Here is a 22,440-nt window from a genome sequence, read left to right as displayed (position 1 = left end):
CAGGAATTTGTGCTCAATGATCGATGCTGTCCGTTTAGTTCGCGGGGTCTGATATTGCTACCACCATAAAGATTTACGACTTACCATTCCCCTGTTCAATTTCCATTATGAGAAGATGACGATGATACAGTAACTAGGTAACTACTGGATGGAATTATTTTCATGAGAATTTGTGACCCTTCGGGTCATGTAAGTTTAGTTCTGCATCTATAAAAAATAAGGCAATAAAAAAGAGGTGGAGAGATGGTACTGCTAGGAACCATAGTAAATGCGTTGGCGATTATTGTAGGAGCTGTCATTGGCTCTTTTTTTTCTAGTGTTTCATCCAATTTAAAACGAACAGTCATGCAGGGGATTGGGTTATCAGTGATGATCTTGGGGATATCGATGGGGCTTAAGACTGAAAACATTTTGGTGGTGATTTTAAGTCTAGTGATTGGTGGAATTATAGGAGAGTTAATGAAGGTGGAAAAGAGGCTAGACCAATTAGGGGAATTACTAGAGAAAACCATTGGCGGAAAGGGGAACAAAAAAATTGTCACGGGATTTGTCACAGCCACTTTAGTTTACACCATAGGGGCAATGGCAATATTGGGTGCGTTAGACAGCGGTTTAAGGGAAAATCACGATATTTTATACACAAAGGCGATGTTGGACGGATTTTCATCCATTATTTTTTCTTCTACTTTAGGGATTGGCGTTGCGTTTTCAGCAATTCCAGTTTTTTTGTATCAAGGCTTGATCGCTATTAGTGCTACTTACATTGAAAAATTGATCAGTGAAGCTTTGCTGCAACAAATGATAACAGAAATCACCTCAACAGGTGGAATTTTAATTGTGGCAATTGCCATTAATTTATTGGAAATCAAAAAGATAAATGTGGCTAATTTGTTGCCATCCATGCTGATTGTAGCGATCTTAGTACCACTGATCTCCTATTTATCCGGTATTTTTTCAGGATTTTTTCAGTAGATTGCAACAAATAACCCAAGGTCAAACTCGAAAAATATGAAAGAGTGATGAATTTTGTTGAAATTTATGAAAAAGTGATTGAAGAAGCAGGATTTTTATAGATAGGGAGCGAAATTGAATAAGGCTATGAATATAGGGAGGACATTATCCTGTTTTTCTTTATGTTGAGGGAGGTAAAATATGTCGCTCGGGAAGAAAAATCATTACACCATTCTGATTGTTCCGCATACAGAAAAGGAAACCATTACCCTAAAAATTCCTGTTTTTATCTTTCAATTGATCGCGATACTTTTTGTGATTGGCGTATTTTTTATGGTGATGTGGGTCAATCAGTATAAAACATTAAAGCGAGAAAATGAGAATTTAAAGTATGTCAAAGTGGAAGCAGAAACAATGAAAAAGGAATTTTCTGATGTAGTTCGCGATGTGATTCTAATGAAAAAGAGTTTAGCTTCTCTGGAAGAGTTGGAAATGAAAATTAGGGAAGAAAATAATTTCGATCCGACGAAGAGCTATTTTTCGCAGAAAAAGGAATCTGTGAAAATAAGCAGTTTAAATGACCATGGTGAGGGCGGAACAGAAAATCAATTACTGACTGAGGCAAAGACAGGATTGGCAGAATTGAAGGAAGCGCTTCCCGAAAGAGAGAACGGATTGAAGTCATTGTTGGAAGAGGTGACAGATAAAAATAATTTATTGGCATCCACTCCATCCATATGGCCAACTGTTGGAAGAGTGACATCAAGGTTTGGATATCGAAGGGATCCGTTTACATACAGAACTTCTTTTCATTCGGGAATCGATATCGCGAATAATTACAATACTCCTGTATACGCTACTGCTGATGGAAAAGTCATCATAACAGAAACCCGCGGCGGATCAGGTAAATATATCGAAATTTATCATGGCAGGGGAATTTCTACAACCTATTCTCATCTCAATAAATATCTTGTTAAACCAGGAGATAAAGTGAAAAAGGGGCAGCTGATCGCCCTAATGGGGAATACCGGAAGGAGTACTGGGCCCCATTTGGATTATGGGGTAAAAGAATACGGAAAATATGTCAATCCAGAAAAATATTTACCATAATATTGAGAGGAGAAATTACATGTTTGGTGGAAAGCAAAATATAAATAAAGTGGATACAATTATAGGACCAGGCACCGAATTCATAGGGGATATCAAGGCGACCGGCATTGTTCGAATTGATGGCTCCCATCAGGGAAAGATTGAGACCATGGGAGATGTGATTGTAGGGGAAAAAGGGAACGTAGCTGCTGAGATTAGAGGACGGAACATTTCGATTGCAGGGAAAGTAGAAGGTCCCGTTGTTGCAGAGGGCAGATTACAGATACTCCCCAAAGGAGTCCTTATCGGGGATGTAGAGGTTTCCACCATAATCATAGAAGAAGGTGGAAAATATAACGGACAATGTCTGATGAAGAGTTTGGAGGAACACGGGCTGAAAAGTTCAAAAACAGAAGCAGACACAAGGAATAAATAATCTACGATGTATATCTTTATTATAAATCCATGCGCTGGAAACCAACGAGCAGAGAAGATTTGGTCTCAGCTCTCCCGTTATTTGGATAGAAGAGAAATATCTTATCATTACTATATGACCAAATATCCACGCCATGCAGTTCAATTGACTCAATCAGCCATTCAGCAAGAAAAAGAGATAGATGCAATCGTTGCCATTGGTGGAGACGGTACAGTAAATGAAGTGATAGAGGGCATGGTTACCTCTACTATCCCCTTCGGATATATACCGGCAGGCTCAGGAAATGATTTTGCCCGATATTATCAAATTCCAAGCCATCCTATTGAAGCTTTTGAGATCATTATGAAAAAAAAGACCATCTCTATTGATATAGGGAAAATGACCAACGGTTATTTTGTAAGTTCTTTGGGGGCAGGATTTGATGCGCAGATTGCTTTGAAAACCAATAGATCTTTCTACAAGAAATGGTTGAATCTATTGGGAATTGGAAAATTATCTTATGTAATTACCGTGTTAAAAGAGATTTTCTTGTATGTGCCTACTTCCTTGAAAATTATAATAAATGAAAAGGAGTTTCACTATTCTAAGGTGTGGTTTGCTGCGGTTACGAATATTCCATATTACGGCGGTGGGATGAAAATAAGTCCGAATGCAGTGCCAAATGATGGCATGTTGGAAGTTATTATCGTTTCCCAATTAAATCGTTGGCAGTTACTTAGATTTTTCCCTCAGGTATTTAAAGGGACTCATATTCATTTGCCTCAAGTTAAAGTTCTCTATGGCAGTGAAATCACTGTAAATATGGAGCCATCAACTCCTGTCCATGCCGATGGAGAGATAAAAGGAGAAACTCCGATTAAAATTACACTGTTACAACAAAAAATGAATATCATCGTTCCCGAATAGCTGATGTCCTCAAATGGGTCACAGCTATTTCTTTGGACCATCGCTAAGATTCTTGTTTTGGCTGAGAGAAAATCCCCTGCTTGTCTCCATGTAGGTTTTGCTTCTCAAAAAGTGCAGAACTCCATTGTGTAATACCTAAGTAGAGAAAAGATGCAATTACATCTGCTATGCTCATCACCACATGCAGCCTTGTATTCTGAAGGACGAGATACTCCATAAATCCTCCCACATTTACTACCCCAGTAATATGAAGATGCCCAATCTCAGGAAGATCCTTTTGAACACCAGCTCCAGGCTTTAGGGGGCCTTCAGCAATGGTAATTTTCCCTATATTTTCAGGCTGTCCTAAACATGCATCGATAGCAATAAAACAGGGAAGAATGTGTTTTTGGTGAATATGAGTCATCGTTTCTTGAAGATTTATGGCATGAACAGGCTGTTCCAATGTCCCGTAAAGGGGCACATGTTCTGGCAATAAATTCTTTAATTTACTGCCTACTAAAGGGCCAAGGGCATCTCCGGTAGAACGATCCGTTCCAATGCATATGATCACAAGGTCCATAAAATACTTCTGTTTAAGATAAAGAAAAAATTGCTTTGCTAGTAATTCGACCGCATTCTCATCATGAAAATGCACCTGATATGGGGAAGTAGGCTTGGCAAATCTTTGGCTATTCACAGGAGAAACCTCCTAAAACATTTTAAAAGAAATGTAAAAATAAGTATTAACAGTATACGGAGAGAGAAATGAGAATATACGTGTTAATACATCTTATATTTGTTTCCTTAAAGAGTTTTTCCGTTTTATTGAATGGAATGCAGGAGGTGAACGGCGTGGATAGTTGGAACAGGGGGATAAAGATAGGTTTAACTATAGTAGGTACAACCATTGGGGCAGGTTTTGCATCAGGCAGAGAATTATGGGAGTTTTTTAGTTCCTATGGAGAACAAAGCGTATGGGGAATTTTAATCGCTATTTTTCTATTTACCGTATCAAGTATGACGATTTTATGGTTAAGTTGGAAATATCAATCCGAACATTATTTTCATGTTTTGGAGATTTTGATGGGAAAAAGAGTAGCCTATGTATTTGATGGCATAATTCTATTTTATTTGTTCACAGTAACCGTTGTGATGTTTGCCGGAAGTGGGGCCGCTTTTTTTCAATGGGACATGACCCATTTATCAGGAGTGTTATTTATTGCTGTGCTTGTTTATATCGTGTTATTGTTTAACGTAGAGGGGATCATATCTTTAAATACATACATTGTACCCATGCTGATGATTATCTTATTGGTCATCCCCCTTCAATTTCTCATTATGAAAGATATGATGTTGTTCTTTCCGACATGGACTTCATCACCGGTATGGACTTCGGCCATTACTTATGCTTCCCTTAATATCGTCCCATTAGTTGCTGTTTTATCCACTTTTGGAACTCATGTAAAACAAAAGAAAGAAATCATGATTGCAGGATTAGTGGGAGGATTAAGTTTAGGAACAATTGCCATTCTGCTGAATCAAGCACTGCTGATCAATGGGGAAAAAGTGATTCGTCAGGAGATTCCCTTATTTTCATTGGTGGATATCTATCCTTCTTATATTATTTTTTTAGTTACAATCATTTTATGGATTGCTATTTATACCACTGCCGTAAGCAGTCTTCATGGATTAATTCGCCGCATCAAAGAATGGATTGGATTACCAATATGGCTTTTAACAGCACTACTCATCGTATTCATGATTACGCTCAGTCAATTTGGTTTTTCTGTATTGGTGAAGGTCCTGTATCCTCTATATGGAGTATTAAATTTGTTTGTCTTGATGGTGATACTGTTATACCCCATCTCAGGATCAGTAAAAAAAGAGTAGCAGAATGCTAGCCGATGACTCATTTTGGTGTAGGAAGAGAATTAAGGAAATTGATAAAGAAAACATTTGATGAACAAGGGGTCGAAATTCCCTATCCACGTTTGGTACATTATAATAGACAAGAACTTGAGGAAAAAGGGTAGGAGGATATTGAATGGAAAGAAAACAATTTTCTATGGGAGATATTGTCCAAATGAAAAAGCCCCATCCCTGTGGTGCCAATGAATGGCAGGTGATTCGCATGGGGGCGGATGTTCGGATAAAATGTCAGAAGTGCGGACATAGTGTTCTTCTACCGAGGCTGGAATTTGAGCGGAAAATGAAGAAGGTACTTGTACCAAAAAATGAAACAAACTATACTAACAATGATTGATTTTAGCAAAATGTTAGGAGTGTATATAAACAATGGGATTGACTTGCGGAATTGTGGGTTTGCCCAATGTGGGAAAATCTACTTTATTTAATGCAATTACCCAGGCAGGGGCGGAGTCTGCCAATTATCCTTTTTGCACCATCGATCCCAATGTGGGAGTGGTAGAAGTACCGGATGAGCGACTCACCAAGTTGACGGAACTTGTTGAACCCAATCGTACAGTTCCGACGGCATTTGAATTTGTTGATATTGCCGGTTTGGTCAAGGGTGCAAGCCGGGGAGAAGGGCTGGGGAACAAATTCTTGTCCCACATTCGGGAAGTGGATTCCATCGCCCATGTTGTCCGCTGTTTTGAAGATGAAGATATCACACACGTCTCAGGGAAAGTTGACCCGATTTCTGATATAGAGACCATTAATCTGGAATTGGTGCTGGCTGATCTGGAATCGGTGGAGCGGCGCATAGAAAAAACCAGGAAAAATTTGAAATCAGGAGAAAAGAAGGCTCAGCAGGAATTTGCTTTATTGGAAAGGCTGAAAGCCCATTTTGAAGAAGGAAAACCGGCCCGTCAGCTTGATTTGGATGATGAAGATCGTCTGCTCATTAGAGACCTTCATTTATTGACATTGAAACCGATGCTTTATGTAGCCAATATTGGAGAAGATGAAGTGAGCTCAGGAGATAACAATCCATATGTTCAACAAGTCAAGGAATATGCAGCAGGAGAAGATGCTGAGGTTATCGTCATCAGTGCCAAATTGGAATCAGAAATCGCTGAACTGGAAGGGGAAGACAAAGTCCTTTTCCTAGAAGAACTTGGATTGGAAGAATCAGGATTGGACCGACTCATTCAAGCGGCATACAAGCAATTGGGGCTCATTACCTATTTTACCGCCGGTGTTCAGGAAGTAAGGGCATGGACGATAAAAAAAGGGACCAAAGCTCCCCAAGCGGCTGGAGTCATTCATTCAGATTTTGAAAAGGGTTTTATTCGTGCCGAAGTGGTTAGTTATGAAGATTTAATCGCAAGCGGTTCAATGGCCCAGGCAAGGGAAAGAGGTCTTCTCCGTCTGGAAGGGAAAGAATATGTGGTTCAAGACGGGGATATTATGCATTTCCGTTTCAACGTATAATTCTACACTTTGTTCGATATAAAGATTGTGTCTGACCTGTTCACCTAGGTTGGTAGTTGTAAATCATCTTTCCATTTGATATAATCACTAAATGCGAGTTTATTATATCTCGCTCCTTGCTCCTTCGGGGGCCGCTTAGACCAAAAGGAGGTGAAGAGCATGCGTAAATATGAGTTGATGTACATTTTACGCCCAGACCTTGAAGAGGAGAAATTAAGATCCCTTGTTGAAAAGTTTAAAGGATTGGTTACCGACAATGGCGGTGAAATTACAAATCTTCAAGAAATGGGAAAGCGTCGTTTGGCTTATGAAATGAAAAAACTTCGCGAAGGTTATTATGTATTAATGAACTTTCTGGCAACCCCAGCGATTGTGTCCGAAATGGATCGCATCATGAAAATTACTGATGAAGTCGTTCGTCATCTTGTGATTCGCGATGAAAAGGAATAATTCTCGGAGGGGATAATATGTTAAACCGCGTCATTTTAATCGGTCGGTTAACGAGAGACCCTGAGTTGCGTTATACTCCAAATGGGGTAGCGGTGACTACATTTACCTTGGCTGTTGACCGGCCCTTTACGAACCAACAAGGGCAAAGAGAAGCTGACTTTATTAATATCGTTACTTGGAGACAACTGGCTGAGACCTGTGCCAATTATCTGAAAAAAGGTCGCTTAACAGCAGTTGAAGGCAGAATTCAGATTCGAAATTATGAAAATAATGAAGGTCGAAGAGTTTATGTAACAGAAGTTGTAGCGGATAACGTTCGTTTCTTAGAGTCTATGTCAAAGACCAGCCAAGGTCAAAGTTATCCTTCATCCGATGATGGCCGGTTTACTGATGACCCCTTTGCTGATCAAGGAAAAACGATCGATATTTCAGATGATGATTTACCCTTTTAATTCCTAAAGTAAGGAGGGAAAGAAATGAGCCGTCGTCCACGGGGACATAAGCGCCGTAAAGTATGCTACTTTACAGTAAATAAAATTACACACATTGACTATAAAGATATCGACATGCTGAAGAAGTTTATCAGTGAACGGGGCAAAATATTACCTCGCCGCGTCACCGGAACTTCTGCGAAATATCAGCGCCAATTGACAACCGCCATTAAGCGTGCTCGCCAAATTGGATTGCTGCCATATACCACTGAATAAATGGAAAACACCTTGGTGTATTAAAATACTCCAAGGTGTTTTTTTTACAAAATTCCGATGCCCATGAGAAGCGAGTTGGTATTATCAATGTGTATTATGATAAAATAATACTCCAGGGTAACGAAAAAAGGAGTGTTTTGCATTTGAAAAGCCAATTAAAAGGAATGATTGAGGGCGCTATCCTCACAGCTACATATGCCGTGCTTTTGTTTTTGACAATCTACACGCCCATTGGAATGATTTCCGTATTTATTCTCCCCATCCCGTTTGTGGTATATGGAAAAAGACATGGTTTTCAACCATCTGTTTGGATGTTTGTTGCTTCCCTTGGAGTTACCTTTTTAATTGCAGGAGGAGTATATTCCTTAGGCTATACCTTCTTCTTTGCGTTTATAGGAGCAACTATGGGTGTGCTTTATCAAAAGGAAAAGAGTGCCATGCAAGTGGTTTTGGGAGGATTTTTCGCTTCCCTACTAGGAATATTATTTTATATATTACTTACATCCTTGGTGATGAATTTAAACCTGATTCAGATGTACCAGGAAGCATTGAATAAATCCGTTGAGGAAAGTAATCGATGGTTGACAAGATTAGGAATTCCCCAGAATCCGGAAATGGAAGAAGCTTTAAGAAGCATGGCTGAACAAATTCGATTCATGATTCCGTCTATTATATTAGGTTCTTCTATGATTATATCATTCATTACCCACTGGATTTCCAGGATCATTTTAAATCGACTAAGGGAACCTGTTCCTCAATTTCCACCCTTTCGTGAGTGGAAGTTTCCCAAATCATTTTTATTCTACTATTTAATGGCTGTGATTTTGATGATGTTCGTTAGCGCCCAAAAAGAGGGTTATCTATACATGGTTGGAGTCAATTTGCAACCGCTGTTGCAGTTGGTGATGGTGATCCAAGGGTTATCATTTGTTGCATATTATTTTTACTCTAAAGGATGGGGAAAGGGAGCATTTGTCATCATCATCTTGCTGGTATTTCTTTTTCCTCCCCTAACATTTATACTTAGTTTAACTGGAATTTTGGATTTAGGATTTGATTTACGTAAGAGAGTGAAATCTGGGAGCTGAGAAAATGCCGAAGTTTCTTTTTAAAAGATGGCATGGATTTCATATGGTTTTTTCCCTTATTTTTGGAGCTATCCTTTTGGGTATTCTTTCCTTATATCATTGGGTCTATGGATTAATAGGCCTTTTTCTCTTTTTTGTCATCGCCTATTTCAACTATCGCGCCGAAATTGCTTTTAGGCAGGACTTGCAAGAGTATATCATTACCATAAGCCACCGGGTAAAAAAAGCAGGCGAAGAAGTGATTAATGAGATTCCGATGGGGATGGTTCTTTATAGTGAAGAGAAGACGATTCAATGGCATAATCCTTTTATTACCAAAATATTTGATAAGGAAATGATTGGCGCCCATTTGAGGGAATTAGCCCCATCCCTAGAAAAAATAGAAGGAAAGACCAAGATGGAAGTCCAACTGCATGATCGTATCTACCAAGTCCAAATTAAAGCGGATGAAAGAATTTTATACCTATGGGACATTACGGAACATCATACCCTAAAAATCAAATATGAGAATGAACAATTGGTTTATATTATTTTTCATATGGATAATGTGGACGAAGTAGCCCAGGGAATGGATGAACAAAGCAGAAGTTTGCTTATGACCAATGTTACCGGGGCCATTACGGAATGGTGCAATCAAAAGGGGATATATCTGCGTCGCTTTGCTTCAGATAAGTTTTTCGGCATTACCGATGCCAAGACATTAAAGGAATTGGAAAAAAATCATTTTGATATTCTAGATGTTGTAAGGGAAATTACAGTGGATAATAAAATTCCCGTTACCCTCAGCATCGGGGTGGGAGCAGGGGTAAAATCATTTATCGAACTGGGAAAACTGGCCCAGTCCAGCTTGGATATTGCATTGGGTCGAGGTGGCGATCAAGCGGCAGTTAAAGTGGGAAATCGATTATCCTTCTACGGTGGAAAGTCAAATGCCGTCGAAAAGCGTACAAGGGTGAGGGCACGGGTCATCTCCCATGCTTTAAGAGATCTTATTTTAGAAAGTGACCAGGTATTCATCATGGGCCACAAACATGCGGATACCGATTCCCTAGGGGCTTCTATTGGTGTACTAAAAGCGGTTCAAACCAATGGCAAAGAAGGATTTGTCATATTGGATGAAGTGAATCCTGGGATTGAAAAACTGATGAATGCTGTGAAGGAGCATGATTACTTGTATGATTTTTTTATTCGTCCGGACCAGGCCCTATCGATGGCTACACAACGTTCTCTTGTGGTGGTAGTAGATACCCATAAACCCTCTATGGTGATTGAGCCACGACTATTGGATGGTCATAAACGAACAGTGGTGATTGATCATCATCGAAGAGCAGAAGAATTTGTGGCAGATCCGGTGTTAATTTATTTAGAACCTTATGCTTCTTCAACCTGTGAATTAGTGACAGAACTGCTTCAATATCAAAGTGATAAATTAATGATGGATGTATTGGAAGCAACCACGCTATTGGCGGGAATTGTTGTAGACACAAAAAGTTTTTCCTACCGAACGGGGTCAAGGACCTTTGAGGCAGCATCATTCCTCCGCAGGAATGGTGCGGATACGGCATTGGTTCAAAAACTGTTAAAGGAAGATATTGAACAGTTTATGAAGCGGTCAGAGATTATTAAAAATGCAGAGGTGATCTTTGACTCCATTGCCGTTGCCAGAGGGGAGCAGGATCAGGAATATCATCAAATTTTGATTGCGCAAACAGCGGATACTTTGCTAAATATGGATGGAATCACAGCCTCCTTTGTGGTTAGTCGAAGGACGGACGGTTTAATTGGAATCAGTGCCAGAAGTCTGGGAGATGTCAACGTTCAGGTAATCATGGAAAAAATGGGAGGAGGTGGCCATTTGACAAATGCTGCCGCCCAATTAAGAGATATGTCATTGGATGAAGCCATTCATCAATTGAAAGAAACGATTGAGGAATATTTAAATGAAAGGGGATTAATCTAATGAAGGTTATCTTTCTAAGGGATGTTAAGGGACAAGGGAAAAAAGGAGAGATGAAAGAGGTATCCGACGGATATGCCCGAAATTTTCTCATTCCGAAAGGACTTGTTGTTCCAGCTACTGAAGGGAATTTAAAGACATTGGAGATACAGAAAGAAAAAGAGAGAAAGAGAAAGGAACAGGAATTGGCGGAGGCAAAACAATTAAGTAAAGAACTTGAAAAATTAACGGTTACCATAAAGGCAAAGTCAGGGGAAGGCGGAAGATTGTTTGGCTCGGTTACCAGCAAGCAAATTGCCGAGACCCTGGAGAAAATGAACATAAAAATTGACAAACGAAAGATTCAGTTAAATGAACCAATCCGAACTTTGGGGGTTACCAATATCCCGGTCAAACTCCATTCTGAGGTGACTGCCCAGCTAAAAGTGCATGTCATTGAAGAGTAGAAACAAAGATTAATCAAAATAATACGGGAGCAGATGTCAGGTGAGTGAACTATTTTTAGACCGGGTCCCTCCTCAAAATATAGATGCTGAACAAGCGGTTTTGGGAGCTGTCTTTTTGGAAATCGATGCGTTAATCGCCGCATCTGAAATATTGTCCCCTGAAGATTTTTACAGGACAAGCCATCAAAGAATTTTTCAGGTGATGCTGGATTTGTATGAACGGGGGGAACCGGTAGATTTAGTAACAGTTACTGCAGAACTTTCCAACAGAAAATTATTGGAAGAAGTGGGAGGGGTCTCTTACCTTACCGACTTGGCTCAAAGCGTGCCGACTGCAGCAAATGTAGAGTACTACGCCCATATTGTTGAGGAGAAATCGATACTTCGCCGATTAATTCGGACCGCCACGAAAATCGCCAGTGAGGGATATTCAGGATCTGAAGATATCAACCAAATTTTATCCCATGCGGAAAGAAGTATCCTTGAAATTTCCCAAAAAAAAGCAACCCGAGGATTTATTCCAATAAAGGATATATTGATGGAAACCTTTGAGAGAATTGAATTTTTGTCCAACCATCAAGGACAAGTAACAGGAATTCCTTCGGGATATGGGGATTTGGATAAAATGACATCGGGATTTCAGCCATCGGACTTAATCATATTAGCTGCAAGACCCAGTGTGGGGAAAACAGCATTTGCTTTAAATGTTGCCCAAAACGTAGCTGCAAGATACAATCATTCTGTTGCAATTTTTAGTCTGGAGATGTCGGCCCCTCAATTGGTACAAAGAATGTTATGCGCTGAAGCGAACATCGATGCCCATAAATTAAGAACCGGAAGGCTAGAAGACGGGGATTGGGAAAAACTTTCCTTTGCCATTAGTACTTTGGCCAAATCACAAATCTATATTGATGATACCCCGGGCATCACCGTAACGGAGATTCGTTCCAAGTTACGCAGATTAAAGACAGAACATGGCTTAGGAATGGTCTTAATTGATTATTTGCAGCTGATCCAAGGAAGGGGACGTGGAGGGGAAAACAGACAGCAAGAAATTTCTGAGATTTCCCGTTCGTTAAAGGGCTTGGCGAGAGAATTAAACTGTCCTGTCATCGCCCTGTCCCAGTTAAGCCGTGCGGTGGAACAAAGGCAGGATAAAAGACCGATGCTGTCTGATATACGTGAAAGTGGAAGTATTGAACAGGATGCCGATATCGTGGCTTTTCTTTATCGCGATGATTATTATGACCCTGAAACGGATAAGAAAAACATTATAGAAGTTATCATTGGAAAACAGAGAAATGGACCAACGGGAAAAGTGGAATTACTTTTTTTAAAGGAATATAACAAATTTGTAAGCATGGATAAAACGCACCAGGAATAAATAAAATATACGAACAAAAAAATAAAAAAATATAAAATCGTTCGTATTTTAATTGACATTCTTAGGGAGCGTTGATACACTGGGGATGGTTGCATTATTCATCCCGAATGATAAGTGGAGGTGAGTCCATGTCAACAGTCGTTGTCGTTGGAACACAGTGGGGAGATGAAGGTAAGGGAAAAATCACGGATTACTTGGCTGAGAAGGCCGAGGTAGTGGCCCGGTATCAAGGTGGAAATAATGCTGGTCATACCATAAGCTTCGAAGGAAAAAAGTATAAGCTGCATTTAATCCCTTCCGGAATATTTTATAAAGATAAATTGTGTGTGATTGGAAATGGAATGGTAATTGATCCCAAAGCATTGGTTCAAGAGTTAAATTATTTGGCAGACCATGGAATCGATCCAAGCCATAATTTAAAAATAAGCAATCGTGCCCATGTAATTATGCCTTATCATCTGAAATTAGACGCTGTGGAAGAAGAAAGAAAGGGAACAAACAAAATCGGTACGACTAGAAAAGGAATTGGACCAGCTTACATGGATAAGGCGGCGAGAATTGGCATTCGCATTGCCGATTTGCTGGATCAGGATGTTTTTCGTGAAAAGTTGGCCAGGAATTTAGCCCAGAAAAATGAAATACTTGAAAAAATTTATGGGACGGAGGGATTTAAAGAAGAAGAGATATTTGAAGAATATTTGCGATACGCTGAAGTAATCAGAGCTTTTGTTACGGATACCTCAGTGGTTCTAAATGATGCCATTGATCAGGGAAAAAGAGTTTTATTTGAAGGGGCGCAAGGGGTGATGTTGGATATTGACCAAGGGACTTATCCCTTCGTTACTTCATCCAATCCCATTGCAGGAGGTGTCTGTATTGGTTCAGGTGTAGGTCCCACAAAAATTCATCATGTAGTAGGAGTGGCAAAAGCTTATACCACGAGAGTGGGGGATGGCCCATTTCCAACAGAATTAAATAATGAGATCGGGGACCGTATTCGTGAAGTAGGAAATGAATATGGAACAACAACCGGCAGACCGAGAAGAGTAGGATGGTTTGACAGCGTTGTCGTCCGTCATGCCCGAAGGGTGAGTGGAATCACCGATTTATCTCTAAATTCTATTGATGTTCTTACCGGTATTGAAACCTTAAAAATATGTACAGCTTACAAATACCGTGGAGAGATCCTGCATCATTTCCCCGCCAATTTAAAAATCCTTGAGGAATGTCAACCTATTTATGAGGAACTTCCCGGATGGAAAGAGGATATAACAGGGGTCAAGAGCATCCATGATTTACCAGATAATGCCAGACACTATCTGGAAAGGGTGTCCCAACTGACGGGAATTCCGTTAAGCATCTTTTCCGTTGGGCCGGGACGGGAACAAACCAATTTAATCCGCGGGGTTTATGCATAAAAAGAATACCCAACGTTGAAATAGAATTTGAAATAGAATTAAAGAATTTACGAAGGGTAACCTTCGATAACCTTCAAGCTCGTGCAAAGCGGAGGGGCTAAAGAACGGGAATTCGTCTCAAACTGATTCCATCTTTGAACTGCCTAGATGGTATTGAGTGCTCCGTTCTTTAGCCTCGAAGCGGACTCTAACGACTTCCTCTCCCTTATTTCTTCAATTAAAAGCTCCCGCCATATTTCTTAATGATATTTTCTGCCGATTCCCCATGCTCATCGTCAGTTACGACTGTTAACAGGACATTTTGATTCTTTTCCATGCCTGAACCATCTGCCATGCCACTAGCTTCCGGGGCTGCTGCAATTAAAATATCGGCGTTTTTGCTATCAGGATTTCCGGCAAGGGTGAGATTGACTAAGCTTTCAATCTTACCAGTAATTGGATTCATAAATTGGTCAGTACCTTCCCCCGGATAAGGACTAATGTTATCAATTTGCACTATGTCAAACCCGTTTTGGACCAAAAACTCCTTTGCCCTTTGCGCCTGATCAACTGTCCGGAAGCTTGCCAGAATATTACGCTGTCCCATGTAAACACTCCTTCATCACTTATTAATAGGTTTGTATTTATTGTGAACAAGAAAAAAAGGGGCTATACATGTTCAGCATGGGTCTTGTTTTTTGCGATTACCCCGTGTACAATTTATAAGGAATCCATTTTTTGTGCCGTCGTAGCTCAGCTGGTAGAGCGGCTCACTCGTAATGAGCAGGTCGTGGGTTCGAGTCCCATCGTCGGCTCCATGAGTACATAAAGAAGATAAAGCATCACGTATATATCCATGACATATTCTACCAAATCAGTTTGGGAGAGTTAGGAGGCCGATAATGTCGTATGTGAAAAAAATGGGGGATTGGATTAGGGGGAAAACGCCAGGGTTATTTGGATATATTAGAGCCAATAAGAAAGCAGCAATTGCCAGCGTTTCCATTGTGACGGTATTGGCAACCGGATCTTTGATCGGAAATCAATATTACCAGTCTCAGGTAAATACCCTTTATCATGTGTTTTTAAAGGGACAAGAAATCGGAGTTGCTTCTGACCCATCCGTCGTTGAGAACTGGATAGCAGAGCAAAACAAGTTGGCTCAACAAAAATATAAAGATATGGATGTAAGTTTTGATTCAGATATTACATATAAATCAGAACGTGTATACAAAGGACAAGCAGAAGATGACAAAGTTCTAAGTGTTCTGGAAAAGAGTTTGGAAGTGAAGGCGGATGCTGTAAAGGTTGTTATAAATGGGGAATTTCTGGGATATGCAAAAGATCAGGAAACCTTAAATAAGATTTTGGAAGAAGTAAAATCAACTTATCTTCCCCAAACAGCAGCCGAAGAAGGTATTGAAGGGAAAGAAAAAAGAGTCCAAATTGCATCTTTGGCAAATAATGAGGAAAAAACAGATTTATTGGAAGTTGACATCAAAGAGAATATTGATGTCCAGAATGAAACAGTAAGCCCGGATAAAATTTTATCTGAAGATCAACTAAAATCCCTGTTCATTAACGGTACTGAAGAACAAGTAATTCATAAAGTTGAAAAAGGAGAATATTTGGGGCTAATTGCCGAAAAATATAATGTGAAAGTGGCTGACATTCTAAAAAATAACCCTGGCCTCACCGAAGAAACGTTGCTCCAGATCGGTCAGGAAATCAATGTGACAGCCCTTCAACCAAAGGTTACCGTTAAAACAGTAGAAAAGGTCACCCGTCGTGAGACCATTGATTATGATGTAGAGGTTCGTCAGGATGACAGCATGTTTCGTGGGGAAACCAGGATTGTGCAGAATGGCAAGGAAGGATTAAAGATTGCAGAATATAAAGTCACCAAAGAAAATGGTGACAAAATCAATGAAGAATTGTTGAATGAAGAAGTGATTGAAGACCCCATTACAAAAATTGTCATCAAGGGAACAAAGCTGCCACCGGCTAAAGGATCCGGCAGATTTATTTGGCCAACAAATGGGGGGATCATTACCAGTGGATATGGACCCCGCTGGGGAGAATTCCATGCTGGTTTGGATATAGCCGGAGCAAAAGATTTAAACATCCTTGCTTCTGACAGTGGTGTTGTCGAATTTGTTGGATGGTCAGGAGGTTGGGGTAAACGGATCATTATCGATCATGGAAATGGATGGAAGACCGCCTACAGCCATCTCTCCCGTTTCAAGGTATCTGAAGGAGATAAAGTAGGAAAAGGCCAAGTGATAGCCATTATGGGAAATACCGGACGTTCAACTGGTGTTCATCTGGATTTTCAAATCCTGAAGAACGGAGTTCCGGTTAATCCTCTCAATTATGTTAGTCGTTAAAAGCGAGAAGTAAGGGTTAAGCTATATCTCGGTATTGAGATATAGCTTTTTTTATGTACCACAGGCTGGTGGGAACATTCACCATTTACCATATGCAATTGCTTTACATGGGGTTACAATGATGTTATAAAACGGGATTACATCACCGTAAAGACTTCGCAGTAGATGTCTCCATATACTAGTTGTTTTTAATGAAGGAAATACGTGTAGTGATCCAGAAGTAAAAGAGGATGGATTCCTTCGGGGAGGGATTGTCATGAAATGGAAAATACTTGTTGTTGATGATGAGCAGCCAATTGCCGATATCCTTAAATTCCATTTGGAACGGGAAGGATATGATGTCACTTGTGCCTTTGATGGGGAAGAAGCCCTTGAAAAAGTATACAAGGAAAAACCTGATCTGGTTTTATTAGATATTATGCTTCCAAAGAAAAATGGAGTAGAGGTATGTAAAGAAATAAGGAGTAACTTAGACGTTGCCATTATTATGCTGACCGCTAAAGACTCCGAAGCGGATAAGGTATTGGGACTAGAGCTGGGAGCCGATGACTACGTGACAAAGCCCTTTAGCACCAGGGAATTATTAGCCAGGGTAAAAGCCAATTTACGTAGATCTAAGAGGAAGCATCATGAAAAATCAAAGATTCTCGAGATGGGAGAGCTTCAGATCAATACAAACTCCTATGTTGTGATGAAAAATAAAAAGGTAATTGATGTGACCCATAGAGAATTTGAACTCTTAACCTACCTTGCAAACCATGCCGGTCAAGTGTTAACAAGGGAACATCTTCTTCAAGCTGTATGGGGATATGATTATTTTGGAGACGTTCGCACGGTGGATGTAACGGTTCGACGGTTACGGGAGAAAATTGAAGATGACCCAAGTCACCCTGAATACATCTTGACGAAAAGGGGAGTTGGCTATGTCTTTCGCCAACCTTAGAATATTTGCGTCTATTCAATGGAAATTATTGGTAATCTATATTCTACTGATATTAATAGCCATGCAATTAATTGGTGCCTACTTTATTCGGGCTTTGGAATCTTACTATGTAAAAAATTTTTCAGATACCATCAACACCCAGGCCAATCTTTTAGCCTTTAATCTCCAGAGATATTTTGAAGGGGAACATGAATGGACCAATAATGAAAAAATGAAATTGGTTCAGGAGGATATAAATCATTTAGTAAACAATCTGGTAGCCATTAAGGGAGCTGAAGTTCAGATCGTTGATCAGAATGGGATTATCATCAGCTCTACCCAAAAAGAAAAAGAGTTGATTGGACAAAAAAATACGTTAATCGAAGTTTACCATGCTTTGCTCGGCACAAAGAGTGAAGAGGTTAAAATTGATCCTGTCACTGGATACCGAGTAAAAGTTTTAGCCGTTCCCATTAAGAGAGACAACCAAGTGTTGGGAGCGGTGTATCTGATGGCATCCATGGAAGAAACATATGAAACAATCAAGCAAATCAATCGGATCTTGGCTACCGGAACGGGAGTAGCCCTTTTGATCACGTCTTTTCTGGGAATATTTTTATCAAAAACCATCACCACACCAGTAAAGGAAATTACGAGACAGGCTTCCGATATGGCTGAAGGTAATTTCCGAAACAGGGTGAAGGTATATGGGGATGATGAAATCGGCCAACTGGGAGCAGCATTTAATTATCTTGGTGAAAGGTTGACCGAGGCATTAACCCAAAATGAAGAAGAAAGAGAAAAACTCTCCTCTATCATTTCTAATATGAGCGATGGGGTTATTGCTGAAGATGATTCAGAACATATCATTCTTATTAATGAAAAGGCCCAATGGTTATTGGGGATAGGAGAGAATGAGTGGATCAACAAAAGCATTAATGATCTTCTAAAATTGCCAGATGAAGACGAGTTTGGTCCCTTCACAGAAAAGGATAATTCCTTTCTATTGGAATTGGGGAGTTCTCCCGATGAGATAAAAAATGTCCGGGTCATCTTTTCCTCCATTAAACGCTCTGGCCAGAGGGTTGGGAAGATTGCCGTTCTTCAGGATATGACCGAACAAGTTAAGTTAGAGGTAGAAAGGAAAGAATTTGTAGCCAATGTGTCCCATGAGCTAAGGACCCCGTTGACAACGATTAAGAGTTATTTGGAAGCATTGGAGGATGGAGCTGTTCAAGATGAACAACTGGCCCCAAAGTTCTTTCGTGTATTACAGATGGAAACGGATCGTATGATTCGCCTGGTCAATGACCTCCTGCAATTAGCTAAGATGGACTCCAGACAAGTCCAGTTGTCTTATCAGGATACAGAAATGAATCTTTTTCTTCAGGATACCATAGATCGTTTCTCTGTTCAGGCAAAAAATAAAGGGATCACCCTTAAACTGGTTTCTCCAAGGGAAATTCCAAATCTTAGGATTGATAAGGATCAAATGATCCAAGTAATGGATAATATTCTTTCCAATGCGATAAAAAATACGCCTCAAGGCGGCTCGATTACGATCAATGCTTCTGTTAAAAATAATGGATTTTTTGTAATAGATGTCATAGACAATGGGATAGGAATCCCTAAGAAAGAATTAAATAAGATTTTTGATCGTTTTTACCGAGTGGACAAAGCGAGATCGAGAAACATGGGTGGGACTGGACTGGGGTTGTCTATTGCCCGGGAAATTACAAAACTCCATGGAGGGATGATCTCCCTGGACAGTGAACTAAATAAGGGGACCAAGGTAACCGTAGCGTTGCCGCTTAATCGGGAGAGTGTTGTTTCATGATTGAAAGAATTAAATCAATGGTTTTGATCATCCTGGTATTATTTAGCATCCTCCTCACCTGGCAGCTTTGGAACAGTCAACCCAACTTTGAAGTGTTAAAAACGGAATCCTATATTGCCCCTCCTCCCACTGGCAAACCGAAAGAAATTACAGATGTTGCCCTACCTATCCAAGTGATTTTTCATTACGGAAAGGAACGGCATACCGTCTCCCTTCCCAGTATGGCCCAATATCGAATCGTTCTGGAGAAAATGTCGGGTTGGTATTTTGATGATTTTAAACAATTATATTTTTCCACGGATGAATTAAAAGAAATCGCTCAAAACGAACTAGGTTTGGAAATTGTGTATCCTACGAATTATGATACAACCCTATTCCCATACTTGTTAAACGTTAAGGGGGAAATTCCCTCCTTTCAAGGGGTAAACAGAATTTGGATTTATTATGATGCAAAGGAAGAGGTTACGTATGGATTATTCTTAAGCAAAGGCAGTAACATGGTCATTCAAGCTAGAACCGTTTTGACCTCTGCTGATTTGCAAAATTTCTACTTGGGATTAGGAAATAATTTACCGTCCTATCAACTGTATATTTCAGGAAGAAATATGCTCTATTTACCTAACGAGCCCATTTCCATCAAAAGGGTATGGTACAAGAAAGATACCATTTCTATTGATAATATGATAGACAGCCTATTTATTGATCCTTCCCTTACGAGACAAATCAAAGAAAGGGACGGCTCCATCATTTATACCGATGGAAACAGAGCCCTGCAGTATTTAGATTTTAATCAAAGCATCTCATACCATAATCCGTTGGTAGATGATACCCAGAATACGGACCCAAAAGGGAAGTCCTTTCTAGATTCCATTCACTTTATTAATCGCCAGGGAGGATGGAACGGAGATTATATCATCTCTAAGATCAGTTCAGATGGGTTTAGGGGAAAGAACATGGTGTACCGGGAAATGGTCAATTCCTTTTTGGTATATATGAAAGAACCCAATCCATATGGAACCATCTCCATCCAAATAAAAGGAAATTTCATTTCAGGTTATCAACGGTCTCTGATCAGGAGGGGGGACTATATTAGCCATCAAACCATCGATATCGCCACCGGTGAGCAACTAATGGATTGGTTGGAGAAGAAGGGGAAAAGGGAAGGAATTCAAGAGATTTATCCAGCTTATTTAGCAACTTTTACAGATGACAATATGATTCGATTTGATCCGGTATGGATTATTAAGTATGAAAATAACAGCACGATATACCTTGATGCGGAATTAACAAGGGGTGAAGCCGAGATTGGACTGGAGTAAAGCAAAAAGTATTCTTATCGTTGCGTTTTTATTACTGAATATATTTTTGGTCTACCAAAATCTAAATAAAGAAGGAATATTGCAGAAGAATTTGGGACAGGATGAATTGGTTTCTGAAACCCTTTCTCTGTTGCAGGAGAAACAAATTGTAATCACTGCCCCGCTCCCGAAAGAGAATTCCCCTCTTCCCTATCTGTACGTCAACATGACAAATCAGGAGGAGAAAAGGGTGACCATAGACAAAACATTGTCATCTCCGACCAATGTGGAAGAGATTAATAAAGTATTAGAAGAAAAGATCCCCTGGTTCAAAGAATATATTTATCTCCCTTCACTAAGTACAGGCCAAACGTTAACGTATATCCAAACTTTCCAACAGATTCCACTTTTTGGTGCAGAGCTGAATGTATTTCTCAAAAATAACCGCATCACAGGGTACAATCAGATTTTGTACAGGGTTATCAATATTGGAGAAAAAAGGCCAACCATTTCTTATTACATGGCTATCCGAACATTGGTGGACAATGGTATTATAGGGAATAAAGAATCGATTACCGATATAAAACTGGGTTACTACGGACAGGTGAACAACACCGATGGCGTTCAGGTTTTGGTCCCTGTTTGGAGAGTAACCCATGATTCCGGGGTTCATTATATAAATGGCATTACCGGAGGAATAGAGGAAACTTCAATAAAAAGATCGATGGTGGAGGAAACAACAAGATGAAATTTAGTATACTTGCCAGTGGCAGCACAGGAAATTCTATTTATATTGAGTCAAAAGAAACAAGGGTATTAGTAGATGCCGGATTAAGCGGAAAACAGATAGAAGAGGCACTGGGGAAAATCGGTGTGGATCCCAATACACTGGATGCTTTGATCATTACCCATGAGCATGTTGATCATATAAAAGGCATAGGGGTTTTAGCCAGAAGGTACAAATTACCCATCTATACCAACCAGGCAACCTGGAATCAACTGGGGTCTGCAGTGGGCAAAGTAGAGGAAGAACAGGTGAAATACCTGGAAATAGGGGAGATCAAGGCTTTAAATGACCTCCATGTAGAGGCCTTTGGTATTTCACATGATGCCGCTGCGCCCATGGGATTCTGTTTTTATCAGGACAACAAAAAGCTGGGAATTGCCACAGATTTGGGCTATGTGAGTCAAAAAATAAAGGGTATTTTACAAAATGCCGATGCATTAATTTTTGAAGCAAATCATGATGTGGAGATGCTGAGAATGTGCAGCTATCCGTGGAACGTCAAAAGACGTATTTTAAGTGACATTGGTCATTTATCCAACGAAACCTCCGGAGAAGCATTGGTGGATATCATCGGAGAAAAAACAAAAAAGGTGTATTTGGCCCATTTAAGCAAGGACAACAATATGATGGAACTGGCTCGGCTTACGATCAAAAATACCCTTGAGGATTATGGAATATCTACTGAGGAAAATCTGACGATTTATGATACATACCCAGATCGTCCAACGAAGTTGGAAGTTGTGTGAAATGAATATCCAGTTCCTTTGCTTTTGACAGGACGTCCTTTCTAGTCATTAAACCTTTTTCCACCAGCAATTCTATGACAGCAGAAATGACTAGAGTATTACGGTAGTCCACTTCAGACAAATCTGCTAACTTAGCCATTACATGAACAGTATCCATAGGATTCGTCTTCTTCATCACATCACCTGCTTTTTTATATCTATATTTATATCATGTCCGAATCATGGAAAGAATAGACTTATCATAGATTATTAGAGTTTGAAAACGAATAATTGG

At 39.9% G+C, this 22,440-nt stretch carries 23 protein-coding genes and 1 tRNA gene; 22 read left to right on the top strand and 2 right to left on the bottom strand.

The genetic code is table 11. The features are described 5' to 3' along the window. The first annotated feature begins 243 nt into the window (after positions 1–243). The 4 genes from L1765_RS11955 to L1765_RS11940 all read left to right on the top strand — a co-directional run bounded on the left by L1765_RS11955 (position 244) and on the right by L1765_RS11940 (position 3,382). On the top strand, positions 244–972 hold the full coding sequence (locus L1765_RS11955) for a DUF554 domain-containing protein (RefSeq protein WP_236407716.1): 729 nt from the start codon (positions 244–246) through the stop codon (positions 970–972). Positions 973–1,152: 180 nt separating this feature from the next. Then, on the top strand, positions 1,153–2,061 hold the full coding sequence (locus L1765_RS11950; protein ID WP_236407715.1) for a M23 family metallopeptidase: 909 nt from the start codon (positions 1,153–1,155) through the stop codon (positions 2,059–2,061). Between the two features lie 19 nt (positions 2,062–2,080). Beyond that, positions 2,081–2,476 carry a bactofilin family protein gene (locus L1765_RS11945; protein ID WP_236407714.1) on the top strand — a complete coding sequence of 132 codons (396 nt, stop codon included), beginning with the start codon at positions 2,081–2,083 and terminating at the stop codon, positions 2,474–2,476. Positions 2,477–2,482: 6 nt separating this feature from the next. Further along, entirely contained in the window at positions 2,483–3,382 is a 900-nt protein-coding gene (locus L1765_RS11940; RefSeq protein ID WP_236407713.1) for a diacylglycerol/lipid kinase family protein, read from the top strand. Between the two features lie 43 nt (positions 3,383–3,425). Here the strand turns inward: L1765_RS11940 and yyaC are convergent, their stop codons facing one another. Continuing rightward, positions 3,426–4,061, bottom strand: coding sequence for a spore protease YyaC (gene yyaC / locus L1765_RS11935; RefSeq protein ID WP_236407712.1), 636 nt, complete (start codon positions 4,059–4,061; stop codon positions 3,426–3,428). Between the two features lie 155 nt (positions 4,062–4,216). Here yyaC and L1765_RS11930 point away from each other — a divergent pair, with 155 nt between their 5' ends. The 11 genes from L1765_RS11930 (at position 4,217) to L1765_RS11880 (ending at position 14,210) form a co-directional block, all read left to right on the top strand. After that, positions 4,217–5,254: a YkvI family membrane protein gene (locus tag L1765_RS11930; RefSeq protein WP_236407711.1), complete on the top strand. Its 1,038-nt coding sequence runs from the start codon at positions 4,217–4,219 to the stop codon at positions 5,252–5,254. A gap of 154 nt (positions 5,255–5,408) precedes the next feature. After that, complete coding sequence (locus L1765_RS11925; protein WP_236407710.1) at positions 5,409–5,627, top strand: DUF951 domain-containing protein; 219 nt, start codon at positions 5,409–5,411, stop codon at positions 5,625–5,627. A gap of 32 nt (positions 5,628–5,659) precedes the next feature. Beyond that, complete coding sequence (gene ychF / locus L1765_RS11920) at positions 5,660–6,760, top strand: redox-regulated ATPase YchF (protein ID WP_236407709.1); 1,101 nt, start codon at positions 5,660–5,662, stop codon at positions 6,758–6,760. Between the two features lie 159 nt (positions 6,761–6,919). Continuing rightward, positions 6,920–7,210 (top strand): 30S ribosomal protein S6, encoded by a 291-nt coding sequence (rpsF, locus tag L1765_RS11915; protein ID WP_236407708.1) that lies wholly within the window; start codon positions 6,920–6,922, stop codon positions 7,208–7,210. A gap of 17 nt (positions 7,211–7,227) precedes the next feature. Next, positions 7,228–7,662: a single-stranded DNA-binding protein gene (gene ssb / locus L1765_RS11910; protein WP_236407707.1), complete on the top strand. Its 435-nt coding sequence runs from the start codon at positions 7,228–7,230 to the stop codon at positions 7,660–7,662. Positions 7,663–7,686: 24 nt separating this feature from the next. After that, positions 7,687–7,917 carry a 30S ribosomal protein S18 gene (gene rpsR, locus L1765_RS11905; protein ID WP_236407706.1) on the top strand — a complete coding sequence of 77 codons (231 nt, stop codon included), beginning with the start codon at positions 7,687–7,689 and terminating at the stop codon, positions 7,915–7,917. A gap of 143 nt (positions 7,918–8,060) precedes the next feature. Beyond that, complete coding sequence (locus tag L1765_RS11900) at positions 8,061–9,005, top strand: YybS family protein (protein WP_236407705.1); 945 nt, start codon at positions 8,061–8,063, stop codon at positions 9,003–9,005. 4 nt (positions 9,006–9,009) lie between these two features. Beyond that, positions 9,010–10,965 carry a DHH family phosphoesterase gene (locus L1765_RS11895; protein ID WP_236407704.1) on the top strand — a complete coding sequence of 652 codons (1,956 nt, stop codon included), beginning with the start codon at positions 9,010–9,012 and terminating at the stop codon, positions 10,963–10,965. Continuing rightward, positions 10,965–11,408 (top strand): 50S ribosomal protein L9, encoded by a 444-nt coding sequence (gene rplI, locus L1765_RS11890; protein ID WP_236407703.1) that lies wholly within the window; start codon positions 10,965–10,967, stop codon positions 11,406–11,408. Before L1765_RS11895 ends, rplI begins: the two co-directional genes overlap by 1 nt. Positions 11,409–11,448: 40 nt before the next feature. Continuing rightward, complete coding sequence (gene dnaB / locus L1765_RS11885; protein ID WP_236407702.1) at positions 11,449–12,792, top strand: replicative DNA helicase; 1,344 nt, start codon at positions 11,449–11,451, stop codon at positions 12,790–12,792. 128 nt (positions 12,793–12,920) lie between these two features. Next, positions 12,921–14,210, top strand: a complete 1,290-nt coding sequence (locus tag L1765_RS11880; RefSeq protein WP_236407701.1) for an adenylosuccinate synthase — start codon at positions 12,921–12,923, stop codon at positions 14,208–14,210. Between the two features lie 217 nt (positions 14,211–14,427). Here the strand turns inward: L1765_RS11880 and L1765_RS11875 are convergent, their stop codons facing one another. Then, a complete protein-coding gene (locus L1765_RS11875; protein WP_236407700.1) occupies positions 14,428–14,796 on the bottom strand; it encodes a hypothetical protein in 369 nt (122 codons plus the stop codon). 135 nt (positions 14,797–14,931) lie between these two features. Between L1765_RS11875 and L1765_RS11870 the strand changes: the two genes are divergently transcribed. The 7 genes from L1765_RS11870 (at position 14,932) to L1765_RS11840 (ending at position 22,166) form a co-directional block, all read left to right on the top strand. Continuing rightward, positions 14,932–15,007, top strand: a tRNA-Thr gene (locus L1765_RS11870). Between the two features lie 84 nt (positions 15,008–15,091). Then, positions 15,092–16,576, top strand: coding sequence for a LysM peptidoglycan-binding domain-containing M23 family metallopeptidase (locus L1765_RS11865; protein WP_236407699.1), 1,485 nt, complete (start codon positions 15,092–15,094; stop codon positions 16,574–16,576). 256 nt (positions 16,577–16,832) lie between these two features. Continuing rightward, the gene (gene yycF, locus L1765_RS11860; RefSeq protein WP_236407698.1) at positions 16,833–17,519 is read left to right on the top strand and encodes a response regulator YycF; all 687 of its coding nucleotides are present in this window, start codon (positions 16,833–16,835) and stop codon (positions 17,517–17,519) included. Then, the gene (walK, locus tag L1765_RS11855) at positions 17,500–19,335 is read left to right on the top strand and encodes a cell wall metabolism sensor histidine kinase WalK (RefSeq protein WP_236407697.1); all 1,836 of its coding nucleotides are present in this window, start codon (positions 17,500–17,502) and stop codon (positions 19,333–19,335) included. Before yycF ends, walK begins: the two co-directional genes overlap by 20 nt. Further along, positions 19,332–20,654, top strand: coding sequence for a YycH family regulatory protein (locus L1765_RS11850; protein WP_236407696.1), 1,323 nt, complete (start codon positions 19,332–19,334; stop codon positions 20,652–20,654). Before walK ends, L1765_RS11850 begins: the two co-directional genes overlap by 4 nt. After that, the gene (gene yycI, locus L1765_RS11845; RefSeq protein WP_236407695.1) at positions 20,641–21,381 is read left to right on the top strand and encodes a two-component system regulatory protein YycI; all 741 of its coding nucleotides are present in this window, start codon (positions 20,641–20,643) and stop codon (positions 21,379–21,381) included. The genes L1765_RS11850 and yycI overlap by 14 nt, the downstream gene beginning before the upstream one ends. After that, a complete protein-coding gene (locus L1765_RS11840; protein ID WP_236407694.1) occupies positions 21,378–22,166 on the top strand; it encodes an MBL fold metallo-hydrolase in 789 nt (262 codons plus the stop codon). The genes yycI and L1765_RS11840 overlap by 4 nt, the downstream gene beginning before the upstream one ends. Positions 22,167–22,440: the final 274 nt, after the last annotated feature.

It is taken from the genome of Microaerobacter geothermalis (assembly GCF_021608135.1).
GTDB classification, from domain to species: domain Bacteria; phylum Bacillota; class Bacilli; order DSM-22679; family DSM-22679; genus Microaerobacter; species Microaerobacter geothermalis.
This window is presented reverse-complemented; position numbering and strand designations above follow the sequence as displayed.

What these genes read in the sequence shown, in the direction of transcription:
- L1765_RS11955 (WP_236407716.1), top strand. Translation starts at nt 244, where the DNA reads ATGGTACTGCTAGGAACCATAGTAAATGCGTTGGCGATTATTGTAGGA.
- L1765_RS11950 (WP_236407715.1), top strand. Translation starts at nt 1,153, where the DNA reads ATGTCGCTCGGGAAGAAAAATCATTACACCATTCTGATTGTTCCGCAT.
- L1765_RS11945 (WP_236407714.1), top strand. Translation starts at nt 2,081, where the DNA reads ATGTTTGGTGGAAAGCAAAATATAAATAAAGTGGATACAATTATAGGA.
- L1765_RS11940 (WP_236407713.1), top strand. Translation starts at nt 2,483, where the DNA reads ATGTATATCTTTATTATAAATCCATGCGCTGGAAACCAACGAGCAGAG.
- L1765_RS11925 (WP_236407710.1), top strand. Translation starts at nt 5,409, where the DNA reads ATGGAAAGAAAACAATTTTCTATGGGAGATATTGTCCAAATGAAAAAG.
- ychF (WP_236407709.1), top strand. Translation starts at nt 5,660, where the DNA reads ATGGGATTGACTTGCGGAATTGTGGGTTTGCCCAATGTGGGAAAATCT.
- rpsF (WP_236407708.1), top strand. Translation starts at nt 6,920, where the DNA reads ATGCGTAAATATGAGTTGATGTACATTTTACGCCCAGACCTTGAAGAG.
- ssb (WP_236407707.1), top strand. Translation starts at nt 7,228, where the DNA reads ATGTTAAACCGCGTCATTTTAATCGGTCGGTTAACGAGAGACCCTGAG.
- rpsR (WP_236407706.1), top strand. Translation starts at nt 7,687, where the DNA reads ATGAGCCGTCGTCCACGGGGACATAAGCGCCGTAAAGTATGCTACTTT.
- L1765_RS11895 (WP_236407704.1), top strand. Translation starts at nt 9,010, where the DNA reads ATGCCGAAGTTTCTTTTTAAAAGATGGCATGGATTTCATATGGTTTTT.
- rplI (WP_236407703.1), top strand. Translation starts at nt 10,965, where the DNA reads ATGAAGGTTATCTTTCTAAGGGATGTTAAGGGACAAGGGAAAAAAGGA.
- L1765_RS11880 (WP_236407701.1), top strand. Translation starts at nt 12,921, where the DNA reads ATGTCAACAGTCGTTGTCGTTGGAACACAGTGGGGAGATGAAGGTAAG.
- L1765_RS11875 (WP_236407700.1), bottom strand. Translation starts at nt 14,796, where the DNA reads ATGGGACAGCGTAATATTCTGGCAAGCTTCCGGACAGTTGATCAGGCG.
- L1765_RS11865 (WP_236407699.1), top strand. Translation starts at nt 15,092, where the DNA reads ATGTCGTATGTGAAAAAAATGGGGGATTGGATTAGGGGGAAAACGCCA.
- yycF (WP_236407698.1), top strand. Translation starts at nt 16,833, where the DNA reads ATGAAATGGAAAATACTTGTTGTTGATGATGAGCAGCCAATTGCCGAT.
- walK (WP_236407697.1), top strand. Translation starts at nt 17,500, where the DNA reads ATGTCTTTCGCCAACCTTAGAATATTTGCGTCTATTCAATGGAAATTA.
- L1765_RS11850 (WP_236407696.1), top strand. Translation starts at nt 19,332, where the DNA reads ATGATTGAAAGAATTAAATCAATGGTTTTGATCATCCTGGTATTATTT.
- L1765_RS11840 (WP_236407694.1), top strand. Translation starts at nt 21,378, where the DNA reads ATGAAATTTAGTATACTTGCCAGTGGCAGCACAGGAAATTCTATTTAT.